The 17,896-nt window shown below is 56.1% G+C and carries 18 protein-coding genes and 1 tRNA gene; 11 read left to right on the top strand and 8 right to left on the bottom strand.

Features of this window, described 5'->3' with window-relative positions; all coding sequences use genetic code 11:
- The first annotated feature begins 2 nt into the window (after positions 1-2).
- From pyrE to deoC, 6 genes are all read left to right on the top strand, one after another.
- On the top strand, positions 3-632 hold the full coding sequence (gene pyrE, locus RIKMI_RS0106875) for an orotate phosphoribosyltransferase (protein WP_027290999.1): 630 nt from the start codon (positions 3-5) through the stop codon (positions 630-632).
- Between the two features lie 220 nt (positions 633-852).
- Positions 853-1,284: a polyketide cyclase gene (locus RIKMI_RS0106870; RefSeq protein ID WP_027290998.1), complete on the top strand. Its 432-nt coding sequence runs from the start codon at positions 853-855 to the stop codon at positions 1,282-1,284.
- A 27-nt stretch (positions 1,285-1,311) separates the two neighbouring features.
- Positions 1,312-3,510 carry an alpha-N-acetylglucosaminidase gene (locus RIKMI_RS0106865; protein ID WP_027290997.1) on the top strand — a complete coding sequence of 733 codons (2,199 nt, stop codon included), beginning with the start codon at positions 1,312-1,314 and terminating at the stop codon, positions 3,508-3,510.
- Positions 3,477-4,307 carry a TatD family hydrolase gene (locus RIKMI_RS0106860; RefSeq protein WP_245584944.1) on the top strand — a complete coding sequence of 277 codons (831 nt, stop codon included), beginning with the start codon at positions 3,477-3,479 and terminating at the stop codon, positions 4,305-4,307. The genes RIKMI_RS0106865 and RIKMI_RS0106860 overlap by 34 nt, the downstream gene beginning before the upstream one ends.
- Before the next feature lie 4 nt (positions 4,308-4,311).
- On the top strand, positions 4,312-4,818 hold the full coding sequence (locus RIKMI_RS13320) for a PH domain-containing protein (RefSeq protein ID WP_051214399.1): 507 nt from the start codon (positions 4,312-4,314) through the stop codon (positions 4,816-4,818).
- A 173-nt stretch (positions 4,819-4,991) separates the two neighbouring features.
- A complete protein-coding gene (deoC, locus tag RIKMI_RS0106850; RefSeq protein WP_027290995.1) occupies positions 4,992-5,849 on the top strand; it encodes a deoxyribose-phosphate aldolase in 858 nt (285 codons plus the stop codon).
- A 653-nt stretch (positions 5,850-6,502) separates the two neighbouring features.
- On the opposite strand, the gene RIKMI_RS0106840 is transcribed toward deoC, so the two are convergent.
- The 8 genes from RIKMI_RS0106840 to RIKMI_RS0106805 all read right to left on the bottom strand — a co-directional run bounded on the left by RIKMI_RS0106840 (position 6,503) and on the right by RIKMI_RS0106805 (position 11,998).
- A complete protein-coding gene (locus RIKMI_RS0106840; protein ID WP_027290993.1) occupies positions 6,503-6,985 on the bottom strand; it encodes an ExbD/TolR family protein in 483 nt (160 codons plus the stop codon).
- Between the two features lie 3 nt (positions 6,986-6,988).
- Positions 6,989-7,567: an ExbD/TolR family protein gene (locus tag RIKMI_RS0106835; RefSeq protein WP_027290992.1), complete on the bottom strand. Its 579-nt coding sequence runs from the start codon at positions 7,565-7,567 to the stop codon at positions 6,989-6,991.
- Positions 7,568-7,578: 11 nt separating this feature from the next.
- Positions 7,579-8,001: a hypothetical protein gene (locus RIKMI_RS13315; protein ID WP_051214398.1), complete on the bottom strand. Its 423-nt coding sequence runs from the start codon at positions 7,999-8,001 to the stop codon at positions 7,579-7,581.
- A gap of 44 nt (positions 8,002-8,045) precedes the next feature.
- On the bottom strand, positions 8,046-8,855 hold the full coding sequence (locus RIKMI_RS0106825) for a MotA/TolQ/ExbB proton channel family protein (protein WP_027290991.1): 810 nt from the start codon (positions 8,853-8,855) through the stop codon (positions 8,046-8,048).
- A 400-nt stretch (positions 8,856-9,255) separates the two neighbouring features.
- Positions 9,256-9,343 (bottom strand) — tRNA-Ser (locus tag RIKMI_RS0106820).
- 197 nt (positions 9,344-9,540) lie between these two features.
- Entirely contained in the window at positions 9,541-10,554 is a 1,014-nt protein-coding gene (locus RIKMI_RS0106815; protein WP_027290990.1) for an asparaginase, read from the bottom strand.
- Between the two features lie 433 nt (positions 10,555-10,987).
- Entirely contained in the window at positions 10,988-11,542 is a 555-nt protein-coding gene (locus tag RIKMI_RS0106810) for an NADH peroxidase (protein ID WP_027290989.1), read from the bottom strand.
- Between the two features lie 33 nt (positions 11,543-11,575).
- Positions 11,576-11,998, bottom strand: a complete 423-nt coding sequence (locus RIKMI_RS0106805) for a Fur family transcriptional regulator (RefSeq protein ID WP_037291647.1) — start codon at positions 11,996-11,998, stop codon at positions 11,576-11,578.
- A gap of 111 nt (positions 11,999-12,109) precedes the next feature.
- On the opposite strand from RIKMI_RS0106805, the gene RIKMI_RS0106800 reads away from it, so the two are divergent.
- The 5 genes from RIKMI_RS0106800 (at position 12,110) to RIKMI_RS0106775 (ending at position 17,693) form a co-directional block, all read left to right on the top strand.
- Positions 12,110-12,478 (top strand): hypothetical protein, encoded by a 369-nt coding sequence (locus RIKMI_RS0106800; protein ID WP_027290987.1) that lies wholly within the window; start codon positions 12,110-12,112, stop codon positions 12,476-12,478.
- A gap of 169 nt (positions 12,479-12,647) precedes the next feature.
- Entirely contained in the window at positions 12,648-13,715 is a 1,068-nt protein-coding gene (locus RIKMI_RS0106795; protein WP_027290986.1) for a 6-bladed beta-propeller, read from the top strand.
- Entirely contained in the window at positions 13,715-14,284 is a 570-nt protein-coding gene (locus tag RIKMI_RS0106790; protein ID WP_027290985.1) for a hypothetical protein, read from the top strand. Before RIKMI_RS0106795 ends, RIKMI_RS0106790 begins: the two co-directional genes overlap by 1 nt.
- Before the next feature lie 741 nt (positions 14,285-15,025).
- Positions 15,026-15,691, top strand: a complete 666-nt coding sequence (locus tag RIKMI_RS0106780) for a succinate dehydrogenase cytochrome b subunit (RefSeq protein WP_027290984.1) — start codon at positions 15,026-15,028, stop codon at positions 15,689-15,691.
- 58 nt (positions 15,692-15,749) lie between these two features.
- Positions 15,750-17,693: a fumarate reductase/succinate dehydrogenase flavoprotein subunit gene (locus tag RIKMI_RS0106775; protein WP_027290983.1), complete on the top strand. Its 1,944-nt coding sequence runs from the start codon at positions 15,750-15,752 to the stop codon at positions 17,691-17,693.
- The last annotated feature ends 203 nt before the right edge of the window (positions 17,694-17,896 follow it).

Genomic DNA, 17,896 nt, shown 5'->3' with positions numbered 1-17,896 from the left:
AAATGGAAACCGGCAAAAAGATTGCACAAACATTGTTGCAAATTAAGGCAATAAAACTCAGCCCTGCAAATCCGTTCACCTGGGCCAGCGGCTGGCACTCCCCCATTTACTGCGACAACCGCAAGACGCTCTCCTATCCGGAGGCACGGCGGGAAATCTACCGGGCTTTCGCGAAAATCGTCGCGGAGAAATACCCGCAGGCGGAGGTGATCGCAGGGGTGGCGACGGGGGCCATCGCCTGCGGCGTACTGACGGCGGAAGAGCTGGGCAAACCGTTCATCTACGTGCGCTCGGCGCCGAAAGACCACGGAATGGCGAACCAGGTGGAGGGCCATTTCGAACCGGGGGCCAAAGTGGTGGTGGTGGAAGACCTGATCTCTACGGGAGGCAGCTCGCTGAAAGCGGTGGAGGCGCTCCGGGCGGCAGGATGCGAGGTGCTGGGCATGGTGGCGATCTTCACTTACGGTTTCCCGACGGCGACGGCGAATTTCGAAAAGGCGGGAGTCCGACTGGATACGCTGTCGGATTACAATACGTTGATCGAACTGGCGGCGGAACAGAATTACATCGAACCGGAAGAGATGGAAACCCTCCGCGAATGGCGCAGGGCCCCCGACGTTTGGAGCAAATAGCCCCGGCAATACGCCCCTCCTGATTAATCGTTCGTTTAGTTTTATTGGATCGCATTGACTTTCGAGACTGGCGGCGAGCCGCGCGGGCCGGACGCCTCCCCTCGGGAGGCCCGCAACCCTCACAAGTTCGGGGCGAGCATCCCGGGCGCCCGACCCAAATCGAAAGAGCAATCCTGTACTGATCGATGACTAAAAATAAACGAACCATTAAACACACACCATGAGATACACCAGCAAACAAGTACAGATAGCGCGGCCCGACGAAACGATATTCCGCGTGCTTTCCAGCTTCGAGAACTTCACCCCCATCCTCGCCGACAAAGTGGAGAACTGGGAAGCCACCGAAGAGACCTGCAAATTCAAAGCCAAAGGATTTACCGTCGGATTGAAGATGGTCGAACGGCAGCCCAACAAACTCATCAAAGTATGCGCCGACGAAAGTGCCGGAGGCATGCCCATTCCTTTCACCTTCTGGGCGCAAATGAAAGACACCACTCCCGAAGGTTCCGCCGTGCCGGGTACCCGCATGCGCATCGTGCTCGACATCGAACTCAACCCCATGATGAAAATGATCGTCGGGAACAAAATGCAGGACGCCGTCGACTCCATCGCCGAACAGATCGCCTACGCATTCAACAACGCACGCTTCTAACACCCCGACCCAGAAACCAGACAGACCATGCGCCGGTTCCTCCCCATACTCCTGCTCCTTTTGTCGCCGGGCTTCGCGTTGTCCGCTTTCGCGAAAGCGGACAACCCCGTAGCGGCACTGGTGGAACGCATACAGCCCGGACAAAGTTCCCGCTTCATCTTCGAACTCGACGGGCAGCAATCCCCGGAAGACTTCTTCGAACTCGACTCCAGAGGACGGAAAATCGTCATCCGCGGCAACAACTACATCTCCATCGCAGCCGGGTTGAACTGGTACCTGAAATATTACGCCGGGATACAAATCGCCTGGAACAACCCCAGACCGCGCCTGAGCAACGTCAGATTCCCCAGGCCCAAACAGCCCGAAAGACACTCCACCGACATGCTCGTGCGGTACTACATGAACTACTGCACCTTCTCCTACTCCACCGCCTTCTGGGACTGGACCCGCTGGGAACAGGAGATAGACTGGATGGCCCTGCACGGCATCAACCTCCCTCTCTCGCTGACAGGCACCGCGACCGTATGGCGCAACACCCTCCAGGAACTCGGATTCGACAAGACGCAGATCGACCGTTTCATCGCCGGTCCCGCGCACCAGGCCTGGTGGCTGATGAACAACCTCGAAGCCTGGGGAGGCCCCAATCCGGCCGACTGGTACGACAAACAGACCGCACTGGAACAAAAGATCGTCGAACGCTACCGCGAATGGGGCATCCGCCCCGTATTCGCGGGCTATGCGGGCATGGTGCCCAACGACACGGCCGTATGGCGGAAACTGGGACTGACCCAGATACAGGACCCCGGCTTGTGGAACGGCTACAAACGCCCGGCATTCCTGCTGCCCACCGACCCGATGTTCGCCCGGATCGCAGACACCTATTACAAGAACCTCAAGGCCCTGTACGGCGACGACGCGCAATATTTCGCCATCGACCCCTTCCACGAAGGCGGCTCGACCGCCGGCGTGGACCTGCCCGCTGCGGGGCAGGCGATCTACGACGCCATGAAACGGGCCAATCCCGGAGCCGTATGGGTAGCCCAGGCCTGGCAAAGCTGTCCGCATCCCGAAATGATCCGGGACCTGCCGGGCGGCGACGTGCTGATCCTGGACCTGTTCAGCGAATCGCGGCCGATGTGGGGCGACCCCCAGTCGCCGTGGCGGCGCGAAAAAGGATACGGACGGCACGACTGGGTATATTGCATGCTCCTTAACTTCGGCGGCAACGTAGGCATGTACGGCAAAATGCAGCGCGTGATCGACGGCTACTACATGGCCCGTTCGATGAAAGCGAAAGGCGACCCGCTGGCCGAATACCTGAGTGGAGTCGGCACCACGCCGGAAGGAATCGAGAACAACCCCGTCATGTTCGAGCTGCTCTACGAACTGCCCTGGCGGGCCGAGAAGTTCGACCGGACGGCATGGCTGGAAAGTTACGTGAAAGCCCGTTACGGCCATACGCTGCCCCAAGTGGCGGAAGCCTGGAAAATACTGGCCAACACGGTTTACGACCCTTCCTATACCAGTTTGCAGGAAGGTACGACGGAATCGGTGCTCTGCGCCCGCCCGGCCCTGCGGGTAGACCGGGTTTCGACCTGGGGCAGCGCACAGCTGGCCTACGACGCCGAGGAGACCGAACGCGCTTTGGGGCTGATGCTGGAAGTAGCCGACAAATTCCGGGGCTGCAACAATTTCGAGTACGACCTCGTCGATATCGCCCGGCAGGCGGTGGCCGACAAGGCGAACGGGCTGCTCAAACGGATCGAAACCGCCTACGACGAGGGAAACCGGGAAAAATTCCGGAAACTGTCGGACGACTTTCTGGGCCTCATTTTGTTGCAGGACAGCCTGCTCGGTTCCCGTCCGGAATTCATGGTCGGCCCTTGGATCGAATCGGCGATGCGGTGGAGCCGCTATCCGGCCGAACAGGACTATTACCGGTGGAACGCACGCACCCTGCTGACCACCTGGGGCAACCGCCACGCGGCCAACGTAGGCGGCCTGCACGACTATGCCCACCGCGAATGGTCGGGCATGCTGCGGGATTTCTACTATCCGAGATGGAAGACCTTTTTCGACGCGCTGAACCGGGGCGAGCTTCCTCCGGCGGACTATTACCCGATGGAGGCGGAATGGGCGGCAGGAGGGCAACCCTATCCCGTCAGCGCGGAAACTAACACGATAGACATGGCATGGAAAGTTTACAACAGACTCATCAAAATGTAGCCGCCGCTATGGACGCAGAGGTCGGTTACGTGGATACGCACGCCCATATTTTCGATGCCGATTTCGACAGCGACCGGGCGGAAACGGTGGCCCGGGCCGTCGCCGCAGGCGTGAGGAAGATCGTGCTGCCGGCCGTAGATTCGCACAGCCACCGGGCCATGATCGACACGGTACGCCAGTTTCCGGAAGTCTGCCACGCAGCGATCGGGATGCATCCCACGTCGGTCAATGAAAATACCAAATGGCGCGACGAATTGCAGATCGTACGCAACCTGTTGAAAGAACCGCCCGTCAAGTGGTGCGCCATCGGAGAGGTGGGACTCGACCTGCACTGGAGCACCAGTTCGCTGACGGAACAGTGCCAGGCGCTGGTGATCCAGATGCAGCTGGCGATCGAATACGACCTGCCGCTGATCCTGCACGTGCGGGACGCATGGAACGAGATTTTCCCCCTGCTGGAACCGCTGCACGGCCAGATCCGGGGCGTTTTCCACAGTTTCCAGGGCACGCTGAAAGATTACCGGCAGATCCAGGAGCTGGGCAATTTCGCGGTGGGCATCGGAGGATTCATCACCTACAAGAACTCGTCCACGGTCAAAGTCGTCGAACAGATTCCGATCGAAGACATCGTACTGGAAACGGACGCCCCGTACCTGACTCCGGTCCCGTTCCGGGGTACCCGCAACGAAAGCGCGCATATCCCGGTCATCGCGGCTAAGATCGCTGAGATCAAAGGCATCCCCGTAGAAGAGGTCATGCGGGCGACGACCGCAAGAGCGCAAAGCATTTTCTTCTGATCCGATGGAAACACTCGCCGACGGAAAATTCCGTTTCCGGATGGACAAACGGGCCAAATGGCTGACCGCTCTCGCGCTGTCGATCCTCGCCGCCGGCGTGGGATGGTTGTTTTACGCTTCGGGCGGAAGCTACCTGCCGGCCTGGTTCACCACCGTCGTGGTAGCCCTGATGTTGTTGGCGGCCCTGTCCATTCCGCGTTTCATACGCATATCGCCTCATTCGGTCGAGATACATTGCGTCATGGAACTGATCAAAATTCCGGTACGGGACATCCGGCACATACGGTTCGTCGAACGGGGACACATGAAATATTGTTTCCCGATATGGGGCATATACGGGATCGGGGGCTATTACGGCTACTATTTCAGCCTGAGGGAACGCAAGGTATTCCGGCTTTGCGCCTCCCAGTGGCGTAATTTCGTCCTGATCGAAGACATCTATGAGGAGCAATATATTGTGAGTTGCGACGATCCCGCGGCTTTTATCGCCGCCATCGAACGCTACCGGTGATCCCCCACATCCGGCGCGGTTTCCCGATCCGTACCGTACCCGCCCTGTCCGGCAGGCAGAGCGAACCGCCCTCCCGTCGGGCCGGGCAACGGGAGGGCAGTCTCCCTTTCCGCCTCATCCGCGGGCAATCCTGCCGATTTCCGCTATCTTTGCAACGTTAATATCCGACGGCCATGAAAAACATAGACACAGCACTGGTAAACCGCAAAGTGGAACAAGCCGCCGAAACAGCCGCGCTTACCGAAAACAAACGGGAAGTCCTGCTCGAGTGCATGGCCTGTACCGACTACACCACCCTCAAGGAGACCGACTCGCCGCACAGCGTGACGGCTTTCACGAACCATGCCGTCGAACTGACGGGGCAGGGCCTGCCGCCGGTAGCGTCGATCTGCGTCTATCCGTCGCTGGTCGATGCCGTCGGGGTCGCACTGACCGGTATCCCCGCAGGTTCCCCTGCCGAAAATATCGGTATCACGGCCGTCTGCGGGGCATTCCCGTCCGGACAAACCTACATGGAAGTCAAAATGCTGGAATGTGCCATGGCCATTGAGAACGGGGCGGACGAGATCGACGCGGTGATCAACGTGGGGGCCATGCTGTCGGGCGATTACGACTTGGCCGAAAGCGAACTGGCGATGATTCGCGAGGAGATCGACGGCGACGCGGTACTGAAAGTCATTCTGGAAACGGGGTCGCTGGCCGATCCGGAATTGATCTACCGGGCTTCGATGCTGGCCATGGAAGCGGGAGCCGATTTTATCAAGACTTCGACCGGGAAAACGCCGATCTCGGCGACTCCCGCAGCCGCCGTGGTCATGTGCCGGGCGATCCGCGATTTCGAACGTTCCTGCTCCCGACGGGTGGGCATCAAAGTGGCCGGCGGCATCCGTACTCCGCAGGAGGCGGTACTTTACCGCACGATCGTGGCACAGGAGCTGGGCGAAGAATGGCTGACCCCCTCCCTGTTTCGGATCGGGGCGAGCCGCCTGGTAGATGCGCTGGCTCCCCGCCTCTTATCCGAAACGGTTTAGATTCACCGTCGAACGCGGTTTTGCTATGGCCGGCCCGCCCCGCGGTGCCGGCCTTTGTTGTATTTGCCGCGCGGTATCGCCAGGGGAGCCGAACAGCCTCCGACCGATTTCCACAACTGCAATCGGTAAAGGTCGATTACATACATCGGCATAACGAACGTATCCGAAAACGCCCCATCACCGTTCGCCCCGAACCTCCGCCCGGGGCGGTTACGGTCCGACATTCTTCGGGGTAACCCGAAGAACGTGCCGTCCCTGCAACCACACGAAAGGGATCATTCCGATTAATTAAGGTAACGACATACGACTTTGCCCTGAATATAATTACCCATTCAATTCCCGATTATATACTTCGATATACCCATTTTCCGGCTCGCGCCGGACCCTCCGGGTTTGCACCGCCTCATGCCGTCCGGCGCGGAGCCGAACGGGGTGGTCTGCATTCTAATATATTGGCATATCGATGTATATAATCGGCATCCCCCGGTTCACTCCTCCTACGCCCGGCCAGGCTCCCCCCCCGAACGATAAACGGGTTCCCATCTTTGACCGGATACCGCGCATCAAAAAACCGGACAGACAATCCCACTGCATACAAAAAAAGAGGAACCCCGGTTCGGGGTTCCTCTCTGAATGATACGAAGCAATCCTTTTTACCGGTTGTTTCCTTCGCCTTTATCCTTAGCGGCCGCATAGTTGATGGACAATGCGTTCGCCCGCCGCAATTCCTGCTTGATATCGGTCACCATACCCATTTTGGTAGTGGCGTCGATCTTCAGGCTTACGGTCATGTCCGGACGGTCCTTTTCGCTGAGCTTGTCCCGTTCCGAAGCGATGAACTCCGTAATGTTGTTCAGCGAACTGTAAGCGCCGTTCAACTGGATACGCGGAGCGGTACCGAACTGGGGAGCCAACGCTTTAGTCGGCGGACCGACATAAATGTAGCTGACCAAAGACTTCTTTTCGAGTTTCTGGGCTTCGCTCGCCTTCGGGGCGTCGACCTGCACTTTCAATTCCACTTCACGCATGGTGGTAGTGGCCATGAAGAAGAACAGGATCATGAACACGATATCGGGCAGCGACGAAGTGGAAATCCCGGGGGTTTCCTTGTTTCCGTTCCTTTTGAATTGTGCCATGTCTTATTTTCCTCCTGTCAGGTTACGCGGTTCGGCCTCCGAAATCTTCACGGGAATCGCCTTATTGACGGCTTTCCGCTGTTCATCGTTCAGATCGGTGAACGACCGTCCGAATTTCTGCTGCGCAAGTTCGTCCTTCGCCTGGTTATACGCCTTGGTCAGCTCGTTCTGCACCTGGAGGTACATGTCGTAGCTGGTACCGCGGTCGTTCTGAAGCGAAATCAGACCCTTGCTGACCGGATATCTGCCGAGCAACGGGATATCGGTCATCTCCTTCTCGGGCATATTGGGATCGTTGGTGGGGTTGGTGATAAAGGTTTTCGCCTTTTCGCACAGCCCGCTTATATCCATACGCTGGCCCGCCACCATGAGTTGGTTGTTGCCGCTGACGAACACCATGAGCACGTTACGCTCATGGGCGTCCATCCCCGGGTCGTTGTCCTGTTCGACCAGAGGCGGCAACTTCCGGGCGATCCCCGAATCGACGTTCATGGAAGTCGTCATCAGCCAGAAGATGAGCAACAGGAACGCGATGTCGGCCATTGATCCGGAGTTGATTTCTGGAACTTTTCTTTTAGCCATTGTACGGACTGTTATTTTTTAATGACTTTGTAGAGTTCTCCGTAAAGGATACTCAGGATCACACCCGCAAAGGTGATGTACGTAGCCCACAGAGCAGTGTCGCTGAACTTCAGCGAGAACGGATCGTCGATCACCTTGCCGCTGGCCAGCGGAATCGGGGTATCGGTGGAAAGGGCGTACGAAACGAGGAACACCACGATAATGGCGCCCAGCCCGATCAGCGAGCGAACCGCGCTCTTCGGATTCTGGAGTACTGCGAAAAGCGGCATGATGATAATCAGCGCGATGGTCAGGACGATCATCACGAACGACCAGACAAGCATCGTGTCGAACGCCGCATTTTCTTCGCCGTCGACGAAAGTCACCGCACCCACGACTATCAGGATAGCCGACACGATGAGCAGCACGTATTTGATTATGGGTAAGTATTTCATATTTTTTCTGTGCCTAAAGCACGCCTTACGCTGTCAGGCGCCGATTATTTTTTGAGGTATTTAGTCAGGATGTCCACCAGCGAGATGGAAGCGTCTTCCATGGAGATCACGATGCTGTCGATCTTAGCCAGCAGATAGTTGTAGAACAGCTGGAGGATCACAGCGGCGATAAGACCTGCCACAGTGGTCAGAAGGGCGATTTTCATACCCCCGGCGACCAGAGACGGGGCGATGTCGCCGGCAACTTCGATGGCGTCGAACGCCGCGATCATACCTACCACGGTACCCATGAACCCGAGCATCGGGGAGAGGGCGATGAACAGCGAGATCCAGGACATGCCGTTTTCGAGGTGACCGGCCTGTACGGAGCCATAGGAAGCGACCGATTTTTCGACTACGTCGATGCCTTCGCCGGCACGGTCGAGACCCTGGTAGAAGATGGAAGCCACCGGACCGCGGGTGTTGCGGCATACCTCCTTAGCGGCTTCGATACCGCCGTTGTTCAGGGCCGCTTCCACTTTATCGAGCAGCTTCTTGGTATTGATGGTAGCCAGGTTCAGGTAGATCACGCGTTCGATCACGATCGCCAGACCGAGGATCAAGCAGAGCAGGATCGGAGACATCCAGCCCACACCCCCTTCGATGAATTTCTGTTTGAGGGCCTGGTGCACCGGCTGACCGCCCAGGTCGTCGCCCGCAACGGCATCTGCAACAGCCTCTTCAGCCGGGGTGATGGCGGCAGCCTGTTCCGTCTGCGGCGCAGCGGCGGAATCAGCGGCATCTTGAGCGTACAGGTTCGCGGTGCCGAAGGTCAGCAGACCTACCATGGACACGATTGTCAGAAGTTTTTTCATAGTGACGGTAAAATTTGATTAGTTGTTTGTTTGTGTTGTTCGTTTGTTGTGTTCCGCGGTATAATTCCCGAATATGCCTGTTCGTGCAGCCGCTCCTTTCGGTGTCGCCGGGATTACGTCATTTCATTCCGTTATCCCGGACCTCGCGGTTCACTCTGGCGGGATTAACTGCGCCGCCCTGCAACTTGTTTATCCTTTCGGCTTCGTCGGGATTACGTCGCTGCGCTCCGTTATCCCCTGCCTCCCGGCGAGTTCCCTGTAATCCCCGACTTGCAAAACGACTAATGCTGCGCATTTTTTGTCCGAATTCCCGAAAGCCTTCAACCGAGCAAGCTCGTTTCGGCTTCGGCCATACAGACAAGCCGCCGAGCGGCAACATTCGTTTTTCCGGTCTGGATTGCGGAGGAAAAGGGATTCGAACCCTTGATACCCTTTTGAGGTATACACACTTTCCAGGCGTGCTCCTTCGACCACTCGGACATTCCTCCAATCTTAAAATAACGTTGTCAAACGAACTGAGTCCGGATTTGATTACCAACCGGTTACGGTTACTTCCGTTCCCGTTCCGGACCTTCGTCCGACGCTGTCAGAAGCCGTTTTTACGCGTTAAAGTTAGAATAAATATTTATTGTGCACAACATCCGGATAAATTTCATCGTTTTCGCATCCCTCCGCCGCACGGGAATCAGAGGGTGATTTCGCCCCGGATCGGGGTATGGAGGTAGTGCAGAAGCTGCTCCTGAGGCAACTTTTCGCCCAGCAGATACATCAGTTTGGCCAGGGCCGCCTCGGTAGTCATGTCGCGGCCGCTGACCACGCCGGCTTTCAACAGGGTACGGCCGGTGTCGTACAGGGCCATATCCACGCTTCCGGCAGCGCACTGGGTCACATTCATGACCACTACGCCGCGGGCCACGGTCGCGGTCACGGCCTCGACGAACCACGGATCGGTAGGCGCATTGCCGGCCCCGTAGGTTTCGAGCACGACGCCGCGCAGCTCTCCGACGCCGAGCATGGCCCGGAATATTTCGGGTCGAAGCCCCGGAAAAATCCGCACGACGGCGACTCGCGTTTCGAGCGAGGTATTGACTTTGAGCGACGGCAGAAAGCTGTCCACTTTCCTTATATAAGGTGTGTTGTATTTGATGGTGATACCGGCTTCGGCCAGAGGCGGGTAGTTGGGGCTGCGGAAGGCGTTGAAATGCTCGGCGTTGTATTTGATGGTGCGGTTGGCACGCAACAGGCTGTTCTGAAAGTAAATACACACTTCGGGCACTTCGCCGGCGGCGGCGATCTCGATGGCGGAGATCAGGTTTTCGCGTCCGTCGGTACGCAGCACGCCGATAGGAATCTGGCTGCCGGTAAAGATGATGGGCTTGGCGAGGTTCTCCATCATGAAACTGAGGGCGGAGGCGGTATAGGCCATGGTATCGGTGCCGTGCAGCACGACAAAACCGTCGTATCGCTCGTAGTTGTCGCGGATAACCTGCGCCAGGCGGTTCCATTCGGCGGGACTGACGTTCGAGGAGTCGATCACGGGATCGAAGGTGATGGTGTCGATCCGTATGCCGAATTTCCGCAGTTCGGGGACTTCGGTCCCGATCTGGTCGAAATCGAAGGGGGCGAGGGATCCGGTCTCGGGATTGGTCTTCATCCCGATGGTCCCACCGGTATATATAAGCAGTATCGAACGAGTCATAACTCCGCAAAACTAATACTTTTTACCGTTCATTTATTCGGTATATTGATGTTGGAGGGAACTGCCGCTTTTTGTAAAAAGCGGCACCAAAAACTTTTGAGTCCGCTGCGCTACGCCTTAGGCTCCGCAGTCCTTTTGCATTGCGAATCCTTTTGTGTTATCGGAACAGGGGGCTATAAGCGATTATTTTCTGATTAGCCCCCTGTTCCGATAACACAAACCCTGTCGAAGACAAGGGTACCCGACAGGCCCAGGAGATGCGAAGCATCTCAAAAAGTTTTTTTGGTTCTTTTTGTTCACAAAAAGAACAGTACTCTCAAACTCAACCGTACGAATAAATGCACGGTTAAAAACAAGTTCGGGCAGGGGGATACCCTGCCCGAACATAATTTCGCAATTGTTGTAAGCCAGAAACAAATTGCCGGTAAGAAGACTATTTCTTGAAATAGCGGTTATACAGCCCCTCGAAGCCCTTGCCATGGCGCGCCTCGTCCTTGCACATCTCATGAACCGTATCGTGGATGGCATCCAGCCCCAATTCCTTGGCACGCGTAGCGATACGTTTCTTGTCCTCGCAAGCGCCGGCCTCAGCCTCCATACGCGCCTTTACATTGGTTTTTGTATCCCATACCACTTCGCCCAGCAATTCGCAGAACTTGGCGGCATGTTCAGCCTCTTCCCAAGCATAGCGTTTGAAAGCCTCGGCGATTTCCGGATAGCCCTCGCGGTCAGCCTGACGGCTCATCGCCAGATACATGCCGACCTCCGTACATTCGCCCGAGAAATGAGCTTTCAGCCCCTCGAGCACCTCGGCATCGACGCCTTTGGCCACGCCGATCACATGTTCATCGACGAAATGCAGAGCACCTTCCTGCTCGACATACTCCTTGAACTTCTCTTTCGGCTGTTTGCACTGCGGGCAGAAATCGGGAGCCTCGTCCCCTTCGTGGATGTAACCGCAGACCGTGCAGATGAATTTCTTTTTCATAACGTGTATTATTTTGGTTGGTTGGGTTCGGTGTCAGTCGTCACGCCCGTTCCGGCAATCGGCACAGATTCCCCGGTAATATATCTGCGCGCAAGCGACCGCATGACCGCCTTCCGGTTCGGGCAGCAAAGGCGATTGTTCGAAGAATACGTCGTGCAGAGCGCCGCACTCCGTACAGAAAAAATGACCGTGCACGCTCGTATCCCCGTCGAAACGCGCCCCGCGGGGATCGATCGCGATGTATGCCGCCGCGCCGCGTTCGACCAGCAAAGACAACGTATTGTAAACCGTCGTTTTCGACAGCGTGGGAATCTGCGGCGCCAACGCCTCGTAAATTTCCTCCGCCGTCGGATGCGTCCGGTGGGCGAGCAGGTAATCCATGACCGCGACCCGCTGGACCGAAGGCCGGATGCCGTATTGCCGAAGCAATTCGCCCGTATTTACCGAACTGTACACGATAATTTATACTGATTACAATTTTAAATCGGATGCAAAAATAAGAAAGAAATCGGAATCCGCAATTCGCCCGATTTTCCACATAAAATACCGTCAAACACTTTGCCTTTCATGAAATTCATTTTATATTTGGAAACGACGACATGGTGCATTAACCCTTTGAATATTAAAATTCAGAACCATGAAACAGATTTATTCACCATCGGCAAAACCTTGTCGATGACAGGCGGTGCCGTCGTCAATTTCCTGCAAGCCCGGAAACCGCCCCTAACACCCCAGGAAGAACTCACTTTGGCCAATATCGAAGCGCTGGCCGCGCTTAAAGATCCGGAACTGGATATTCCGGAAGAATATCAATATACTCCTCGTGTTGCAGGCTGCGGCAGCAAAGACATGCACGACTGGATCGCATGGTGCTGCCCAGGATTAGGAGTCTGCACGCTCACCTCCTCATGTTCCGAAGAAATCTTTTGTGAATAAGAAAAGGGTCGGTCTGACAATACCCCCAGGCCGACTTTTTGTTAATGTCATATTATTTATTATGAAAAAATCACTTGGATTATTGGGTTTAAGCCTGTTATTCTGTCAATGCGGCGCCGAACCCCGAACGTTGCTATCGAACGTACCGGTAGAAACAACTTTCCGCCCGTTGCAACAATGCGAGATCGTCCAAGACATCGCGCCGTACATCGACACGATCGAAATCGTGCAACTGGAAGCGACTCCGGAATCCATGCTGGGAGAAGTAAACAAACTTCTGTTGCGTCCGGACGGAGCTTTCGTCTTGCTGACCCATTCCGGGATCATGATTTTCGACGCACAAGGCAAATTCCAGGCCCGCGCGGGACGTATCGGACACGGGCCGGGCGAATACATCAAACTGAACGACATCTGCCTGACGACAAACGGACAATATATCCTGGCGTTGAGCGCTTTCAATCAGATCCTGCAATACCGGGCCGATAACGGCGCGTATGTAAAAACGATCGTACCGTCTCCCAAACTCGAATACTCCTGCGACGGAATCGCCCCAGGGCCGGAAGACGGTTTTTATCTCTATGCCGGCAATCCGGCCAATGCGGACGATTTCGAAACCCCGTTCGACTGTCTGCTCCGCTACGACTCCGAAGGAGAACGGGTATCGCAAGGGTTGCCCCGCAAAGATTTCGGGTTACAGGTCGCAGCGATCACCCAATCGGCCGGCAACAGCTATATCCTGCGGCCCCAGGAAGGGGACGACATAGCTTATAAAACGGACGCCGAAGGACAGTTCGCCCCGTGGGCCAGGATCGATTTCGGAGACAAGGCCATACCGTCGGGGTATGTGAAAAACTTAGGCGGGAGCGTATGGACGCACTTGCAGGATTTCCTGCGGGCGGATTACTACAAAATGCCGCTCTATCTGGAACAAACGGCCTATGCATTCTATTTTACCGCGGCAGGCCCGGAAGCGCAAACGCATGAATTCCTTTGTTTCACAGGCACGGAAAAAGGAATCCGATGGACGAAGACCGCCGTGTCCGCCACGCCGTTCATTATCCGGGGAGCGGACGACGAATGGTTCTACGGCCTGTATGACGATCCGAAATCGTACAACGCAGGAGAATTGACAACGTTGCCGCCCCTGAAACGCTATCTGATCGAACGGATCGGGCTGAAATTAGCCGAAGACGGGAATCCGCCGATCGTCAAAATCCGATTCAAAACCGAAAAGTAATGACCCGAAAACGATGGCTTGCTGTATCTGTCGGACTGATCATTTGGCTGGCGGTAACCGACATCGTCCTTTGGGTACGTTTATCACAGAGTCGCGCTATCAACGCACAATGGCTATCCGATCTTCAAGAACTCGGCTCCCAAGCCTATACATATGAAACGTATATCGTCAAAAGTTTCCGATACGCCGGTCTGCCAGCCCGTACGATCTACGATGCGCTGTCCCCACAGGATGAAACGATTGCCCGAAAAGACTCCGTTCTAGTGATTTTACTCCCTCAGGAAACTTGCGGCGCGTGCGCCAATGCCCTCTTTGAAAGACTTGATGCGGAAAATTATCCGGGGAACGACCTCTACCTGATAGCAGAGCGCCCTCATTCCGTTCTGGAACGCGAATGGCGGGCGCATGGGTTCGGCCCGATAGCAACAGGCACTTCGGACATCTTCGAACACCTCGATTTGCATTCGGAAATTTTATTGCTGAAAATAAGCAAACAGACTCCAATCGCCCAGCCGATGATTTGCGAGCCTGCTTATATGCGTTTCCTGTCCGTTTTTCTCCATTCCTGAACGACAAGCGGGAAACCGCGAAGAGCGCATCCGACATAGGATCACTTCCGGACTCTTTTCGCATTTATCTATGAAAAATTTGTTTTTGCAGTCTTAATCCACATATTTAAACAACTAAACAAAAGAAGTATATGCGATTTTACCTCAAGCCGTGCAATGGTCTCCCCAAACGGTCCCGCGGTGCCGCCCGGCACTGACGGCCGGGAGTTTTTCCGGAAGAGGGAGGGTATAGGTCGAGAACATCTGAAAGGCAAACATACGTAATCAAACAGGGAAAAATCGTATATACTCAGTCTTAGCAAATTCGAATATCCAGTCCCGTAATTTCTGCATAATAAATCTGATGTTCCCGTCCATTAATCGCTGCCGATTACGAAACTATTATCGTTCCTTCCCGACAAACACGGCAACACCCGACGACGGAGAGTGGAAACTCGTCCGATTCCCGATACCGGACTGAAACCGGAAAGCATAACCTACATACGCGGGCGGTATCCATGATTCACATGGATACCGCCCGCGCTTCGAACCGCCGCAAGCCGCCGCACCCGGAAAAAAATTTGTGTAATCCGAAAAAGGGAAATACCTTTGTTAGCGGAAAAACAGCCCTTGTTTTTCCATTGTATTTTATGGGCAAAGCCCTTTCGGCGGGCGCCGCACCCCTATAGAAATTAAGACCTACCGTTTCCGCGACAAATTTCTGGCTTACAAAATACCAATCATTCAAAACAACCAAAACTTATGAGTAAACTCTGGAGCTCTTCCATCGGGAAGAAGTTAGTGATGAGCCTCTCGGGGCTTTTCCTGTTGGTCTTCCTGCTCGTCCACCTGGTCGCCAACCTCTTTTTCTACGGAGGTCCCGACGCTTACAACGCCATGTGCGAATTCATGGACACCAATCCGTTCATCCGGATCATGGTACCCGTGCTGGCCGCCGGATTCATCATCCACATCGCCTGGGCGACGGCCATCACCCTGAAGAACCAGACCGCCCGTCCGGTGAAGTACAAAGTGCAGGACCTGAGCAAATCGTCAGCCTGGGAATCGCGCAACATGTACGTACTGGGGATTATCGTCCTCGGCATTCTGGCCTGGCACCTCTCCGATTTCTGGGCGCACATGCAGCTCCAGCACTTCATCGGCGGCCAGGCGGTGGCCAGCCCCTACGAGCTGCTGGTACAGACCTTCGCCAATCCGGTGATCTCGGTGCTCTACATCGTCTGGATCATCGCCCTGTGGTTCCACCTGCGCCACGGTTTCTGGAGCGCGTTCCAGACCATCGGCCTGGACAACCAGATCTGGATCAAACGCTGGAAATGCGCGGCCAAAGTTTATGCTTTTATCGTAGCGGCAGGTTTCATCTCGATCCCGGTCGCCGTCCTGCTGATCAAATGTTTCGGCAAGTAGACCCCGCCGCCCTCCGGTAAATCCATTCCATTCACACTCTTAATTCCGACTGAAAGAAATGAGCATACTCGATTCCAAAATCCCCGAAGGGCCGTTGGCCCAGAAGTGGAGCAAACATAAAGCAGATATCAAAGTAGTCAGCCCGGCCAACAAACGCAAACTAGACGTAATCGTGGTGGGCACCGGTCTGGCCGGCGCTTCGGCCGCCGCCTCGCTCGGCGAGTTGGGATACAACGTCAAAGTATTCTGCATCAGCGACTCTCCGCGCCGCGCGCACTCGATCGCCGCACAGGGGGGGATCAACGCCGCCAAGAACTACCAGAACGACAACGACTCCGTTTACCGCCTTTTCTACGACACCATCAAGGGGGGCGACTACCGCGCCCGCGAAGCCAACGTTTACCGTCTGGCCGAAGTGTCGAACTCGATCATCGACCAGTGCGTCGCACAGGGCGTTCCGTTCGCCCGCGACTACGGCGGACTGCTCGACAACCGTTCGTTCGGCGGCGCTCAGGTGAGCCGCACGTTCTACGCCCGCGGCCAAACCGGACAGCAGCTCCTGCTGGGCGCTTACGCCGCCCTGAACCGCCAGATCAAAAAAGGCTCCGTAAAATCGTACCCGCGTCATGAAATGCTCGATGTGGTGCTGATCGACGGCAAAGCCCGCGGGATCATCACCCGCAACCTGGTGACCGGCGAAATCGAACGCCACGGCGCACACGCGGTACTGATCTGCTCCGGCGGTTACGGCAACGTGTTCTTCCTCTCGACCAACGCCATGAACTCGAACGGTTCGGCGGCCTGGCAGTGCTACAAGAAAGGGGCGATGTTCGCCAACCCGTGCTTCACGCAGATCCACCCGACCTGCATCCCGAAACACGGCGAACAACAGTCCAAACTGACCCTGATGTCGGAATCGCTGCGTAACGACGGCCGCATCTGGGTACCCAAAAAGAAAGAGGACGTGGAAGCCGTCCGTTCCGGCGCCAAGAAACCGTCGCAGATTCCGGAAGAGGACCGCGACTACTATCTGGAACGCCGCTACCCGGCCTTCGGTAACCTCGTGCCGCGCGACGTGGCCTCGCGTGCCGCCAAGGAACGTTGCGACGCCGGCTTCGGCGTAAACGAAACGGGGCTGGCCGTGTTCCTCGACTTCTCGACCGCCATCGCGCGTCTGGGCAAAGAGGTCATCGCGCAACGCTACGGCAACCTGTTCCAGATGTACGAAAAGATCGTGGACGTGAACCCGTACGAAGAGCCGATGATGATCTATCCGGCCGTACACTATACGATGGGCGGCATCTGGGTGGACTACAACCTGATGACCACCATTCCCGGCCTCTACGCGCTGGGAGAAGCCAACTTCTCGGACCACGGCGCCAACCGCCTGGGAGCTTCCGCGCTGATGCAGGGGCTGGCCGACGGTTACTTCGTGATCCCGTACACGCTGGGCGATTACCTGTCGCACGATATTCAGACGCCGAAGATCGACACGAACCATCCGGCGTTCGCCGAAGCCGAAAAAGCGGTGCTGGACAAGATCAACAAGTTGTTCTCGATCAATGGGAAACGTTCGGTGGACGACCTGCACAAAGCGCTGGGGAATATCATGTGGGAATATGTGGGTATGGCGCGTACCAAAGAGAGTCTCGAAAAAGCGATCGTCGAAATCCAGAAGCTGCGCAAGGAGTTCTGGACGAACGTGCGCGTTCCGGGCAAAGAGGGCGAGTTCAACCAGGAGATCGAAAAAGCGCTGCGCGTAGCCGACTTCATGGAAATGGGCGAGCTGATGGCCCGCGACGCCCTGAACCGCAACGAGTCGTGCGGGGGCCATTTCCGGGAAGAGTTCCAGACGCCGGAAGGAGAAGCGCTGCGCGACGACGACCACTATGCATACGTGGCTGTCTGGGAATACAAAGGCCCGGATCAGGAACCGGAACTGCACAAGGAGGAGCTTCGCTTCGACACGGTGCACCTGGCTCAGCGTAACTACAAAGACTAACCTCCGATTACGTTTTTAATCGTTTAACCGTTCCTTTTTTATCGCTACCCGCACCGCGCTGTCGCTTTTCGGCGGCAATCGTAGCGAACCACGCAGGCCGGAGCCATCCCGGGCGGAGGCCTGCAACGTTCACCTCGCCCGGTTTTGTCTTCGCAGGCTCCGGCCCGCCGACAACAACAGCACGAAAACCCGACAGGACTTTA

The organism is Rikenella microfusus DSM 15922 (assembly GCF_000427365.1).
Lineage (GTDB): Bacteria > Bacteroidota > Bacteroidia > Bacteroidales > Rikenellaceae > Rikenella > Rikenella microfusus.
The sequence above is the reverse complement of the archived record's forward strand: the minus strand, read 5'-3'. Positions and strand labels throughout refer to the sequence as shown.

Coding starts and splice junctions, on each gene's coding strand:
- pyrE (WP_027290999.1), top strand. CDS start 3: ATGGAAACCGGCAAAAAGATTGCACAAACATTGTTGCAAATTAAGGCA.
- RIKMI_RS0106870 (WP_027290998.1), top strand. CDS start 853: ATGAGATACACCAGCAAACAAGTACAGATAGCGCGGCCCGACGAAACG.
- RIKMI_RS0106865 (WP_027290997.1), top strand. CDS start 1,312: ATGCGCCGGTTCCTCCCCATACTCCTGCTCCTTTTGTCGCCGGGCTTC.
- RIKMI_RS0106860 (WP_245584944.1), top strand. CDS start 3,477: ATGGAAAGTTTACAACAGACTCATCAAAATGTAGCCGCCGCTATGGAC.
- RIKMI_RS13320 (WP_051214399.1), top strand. CDS start 4,312: ATGGAAACACTCGCCGACGGAAAATTCCGTTTCCGGATGGACAAACGG.
- deoC (WP_027290995.1), top strand. CDS start 4,992: ATGAAAAACATAGACACAGCACTGGTAAACCGCAAAGTGGAACAAGCC.
- RIKMI_RS0106840 (WP_027290993.1), bottom strand. CDS start 6,985: ATGGCACAATTCAAAAGGAACGGAAACAAGGAAACCCCCGGGATTTCC.
- RIKMI_RS0106835 (WP_027290992.1), bottom strand. CDS start 7,567: ATGGCTAAAAGAAAAGTTCCAGAAATCAACTCCGGATCAATGGCCGAC.
- RIKMI_RS13315 (WP_051214398.1), bottom strand. CDS start 8,001: ATGAAATACTTACCCATAATCAAATACGTGCTGCTCATCGTGTCGGCT.
- RIKMI_RS0106825 (WP_027290991.1), bottom strand. CDS start 8,855: ATGAAAAAACTTCTGACAATCGTGTCCATGGTAGGTCTGCTGACCTTC.
- RIKMI_RS0106815 (WP_027290990.1), bottom strand. CDS start 10,554: ATGACTCGTTCGATACTGCTTATATATACCGGTGGGACCATCGGGATG.
- RIKMI_RS0106810 (WP_027290989.1), bottom strand. CDS start 11,542: ATGAAAAAGAAATTCATCTGCACGGTCTGCGGTTACATCCACGAAGGG.
- RIKMI_RS0106800 (WP_027290987.1), top strand. CDS start 12,110: ATGAAATTCATTTTATATTTGGAAACGACGACATGGTGCATTAACCCT.
- RIKMI_RS0106790 (WP_027290985.1), top strand. CDS start 13,715: ATGACCCGAAAACGATGGCTTGCTGTATCTGTCGGACTGATCATTTGG.
- RIKMI_RS0106780 (WP_027290984.1), top strand. CDS start 15,026: ATGAGTAAACTCTGGAGCTCTTCCATCGGGAAGAAGTTAGTGATGAGC.
- RIKMI_RS0106775 (WP_027290983.1), top strand. CDS start 15,750: ATGAGCATACTCGATTCCAAAATCCCCGAAGGGCCGTTGGCCCAGAAG.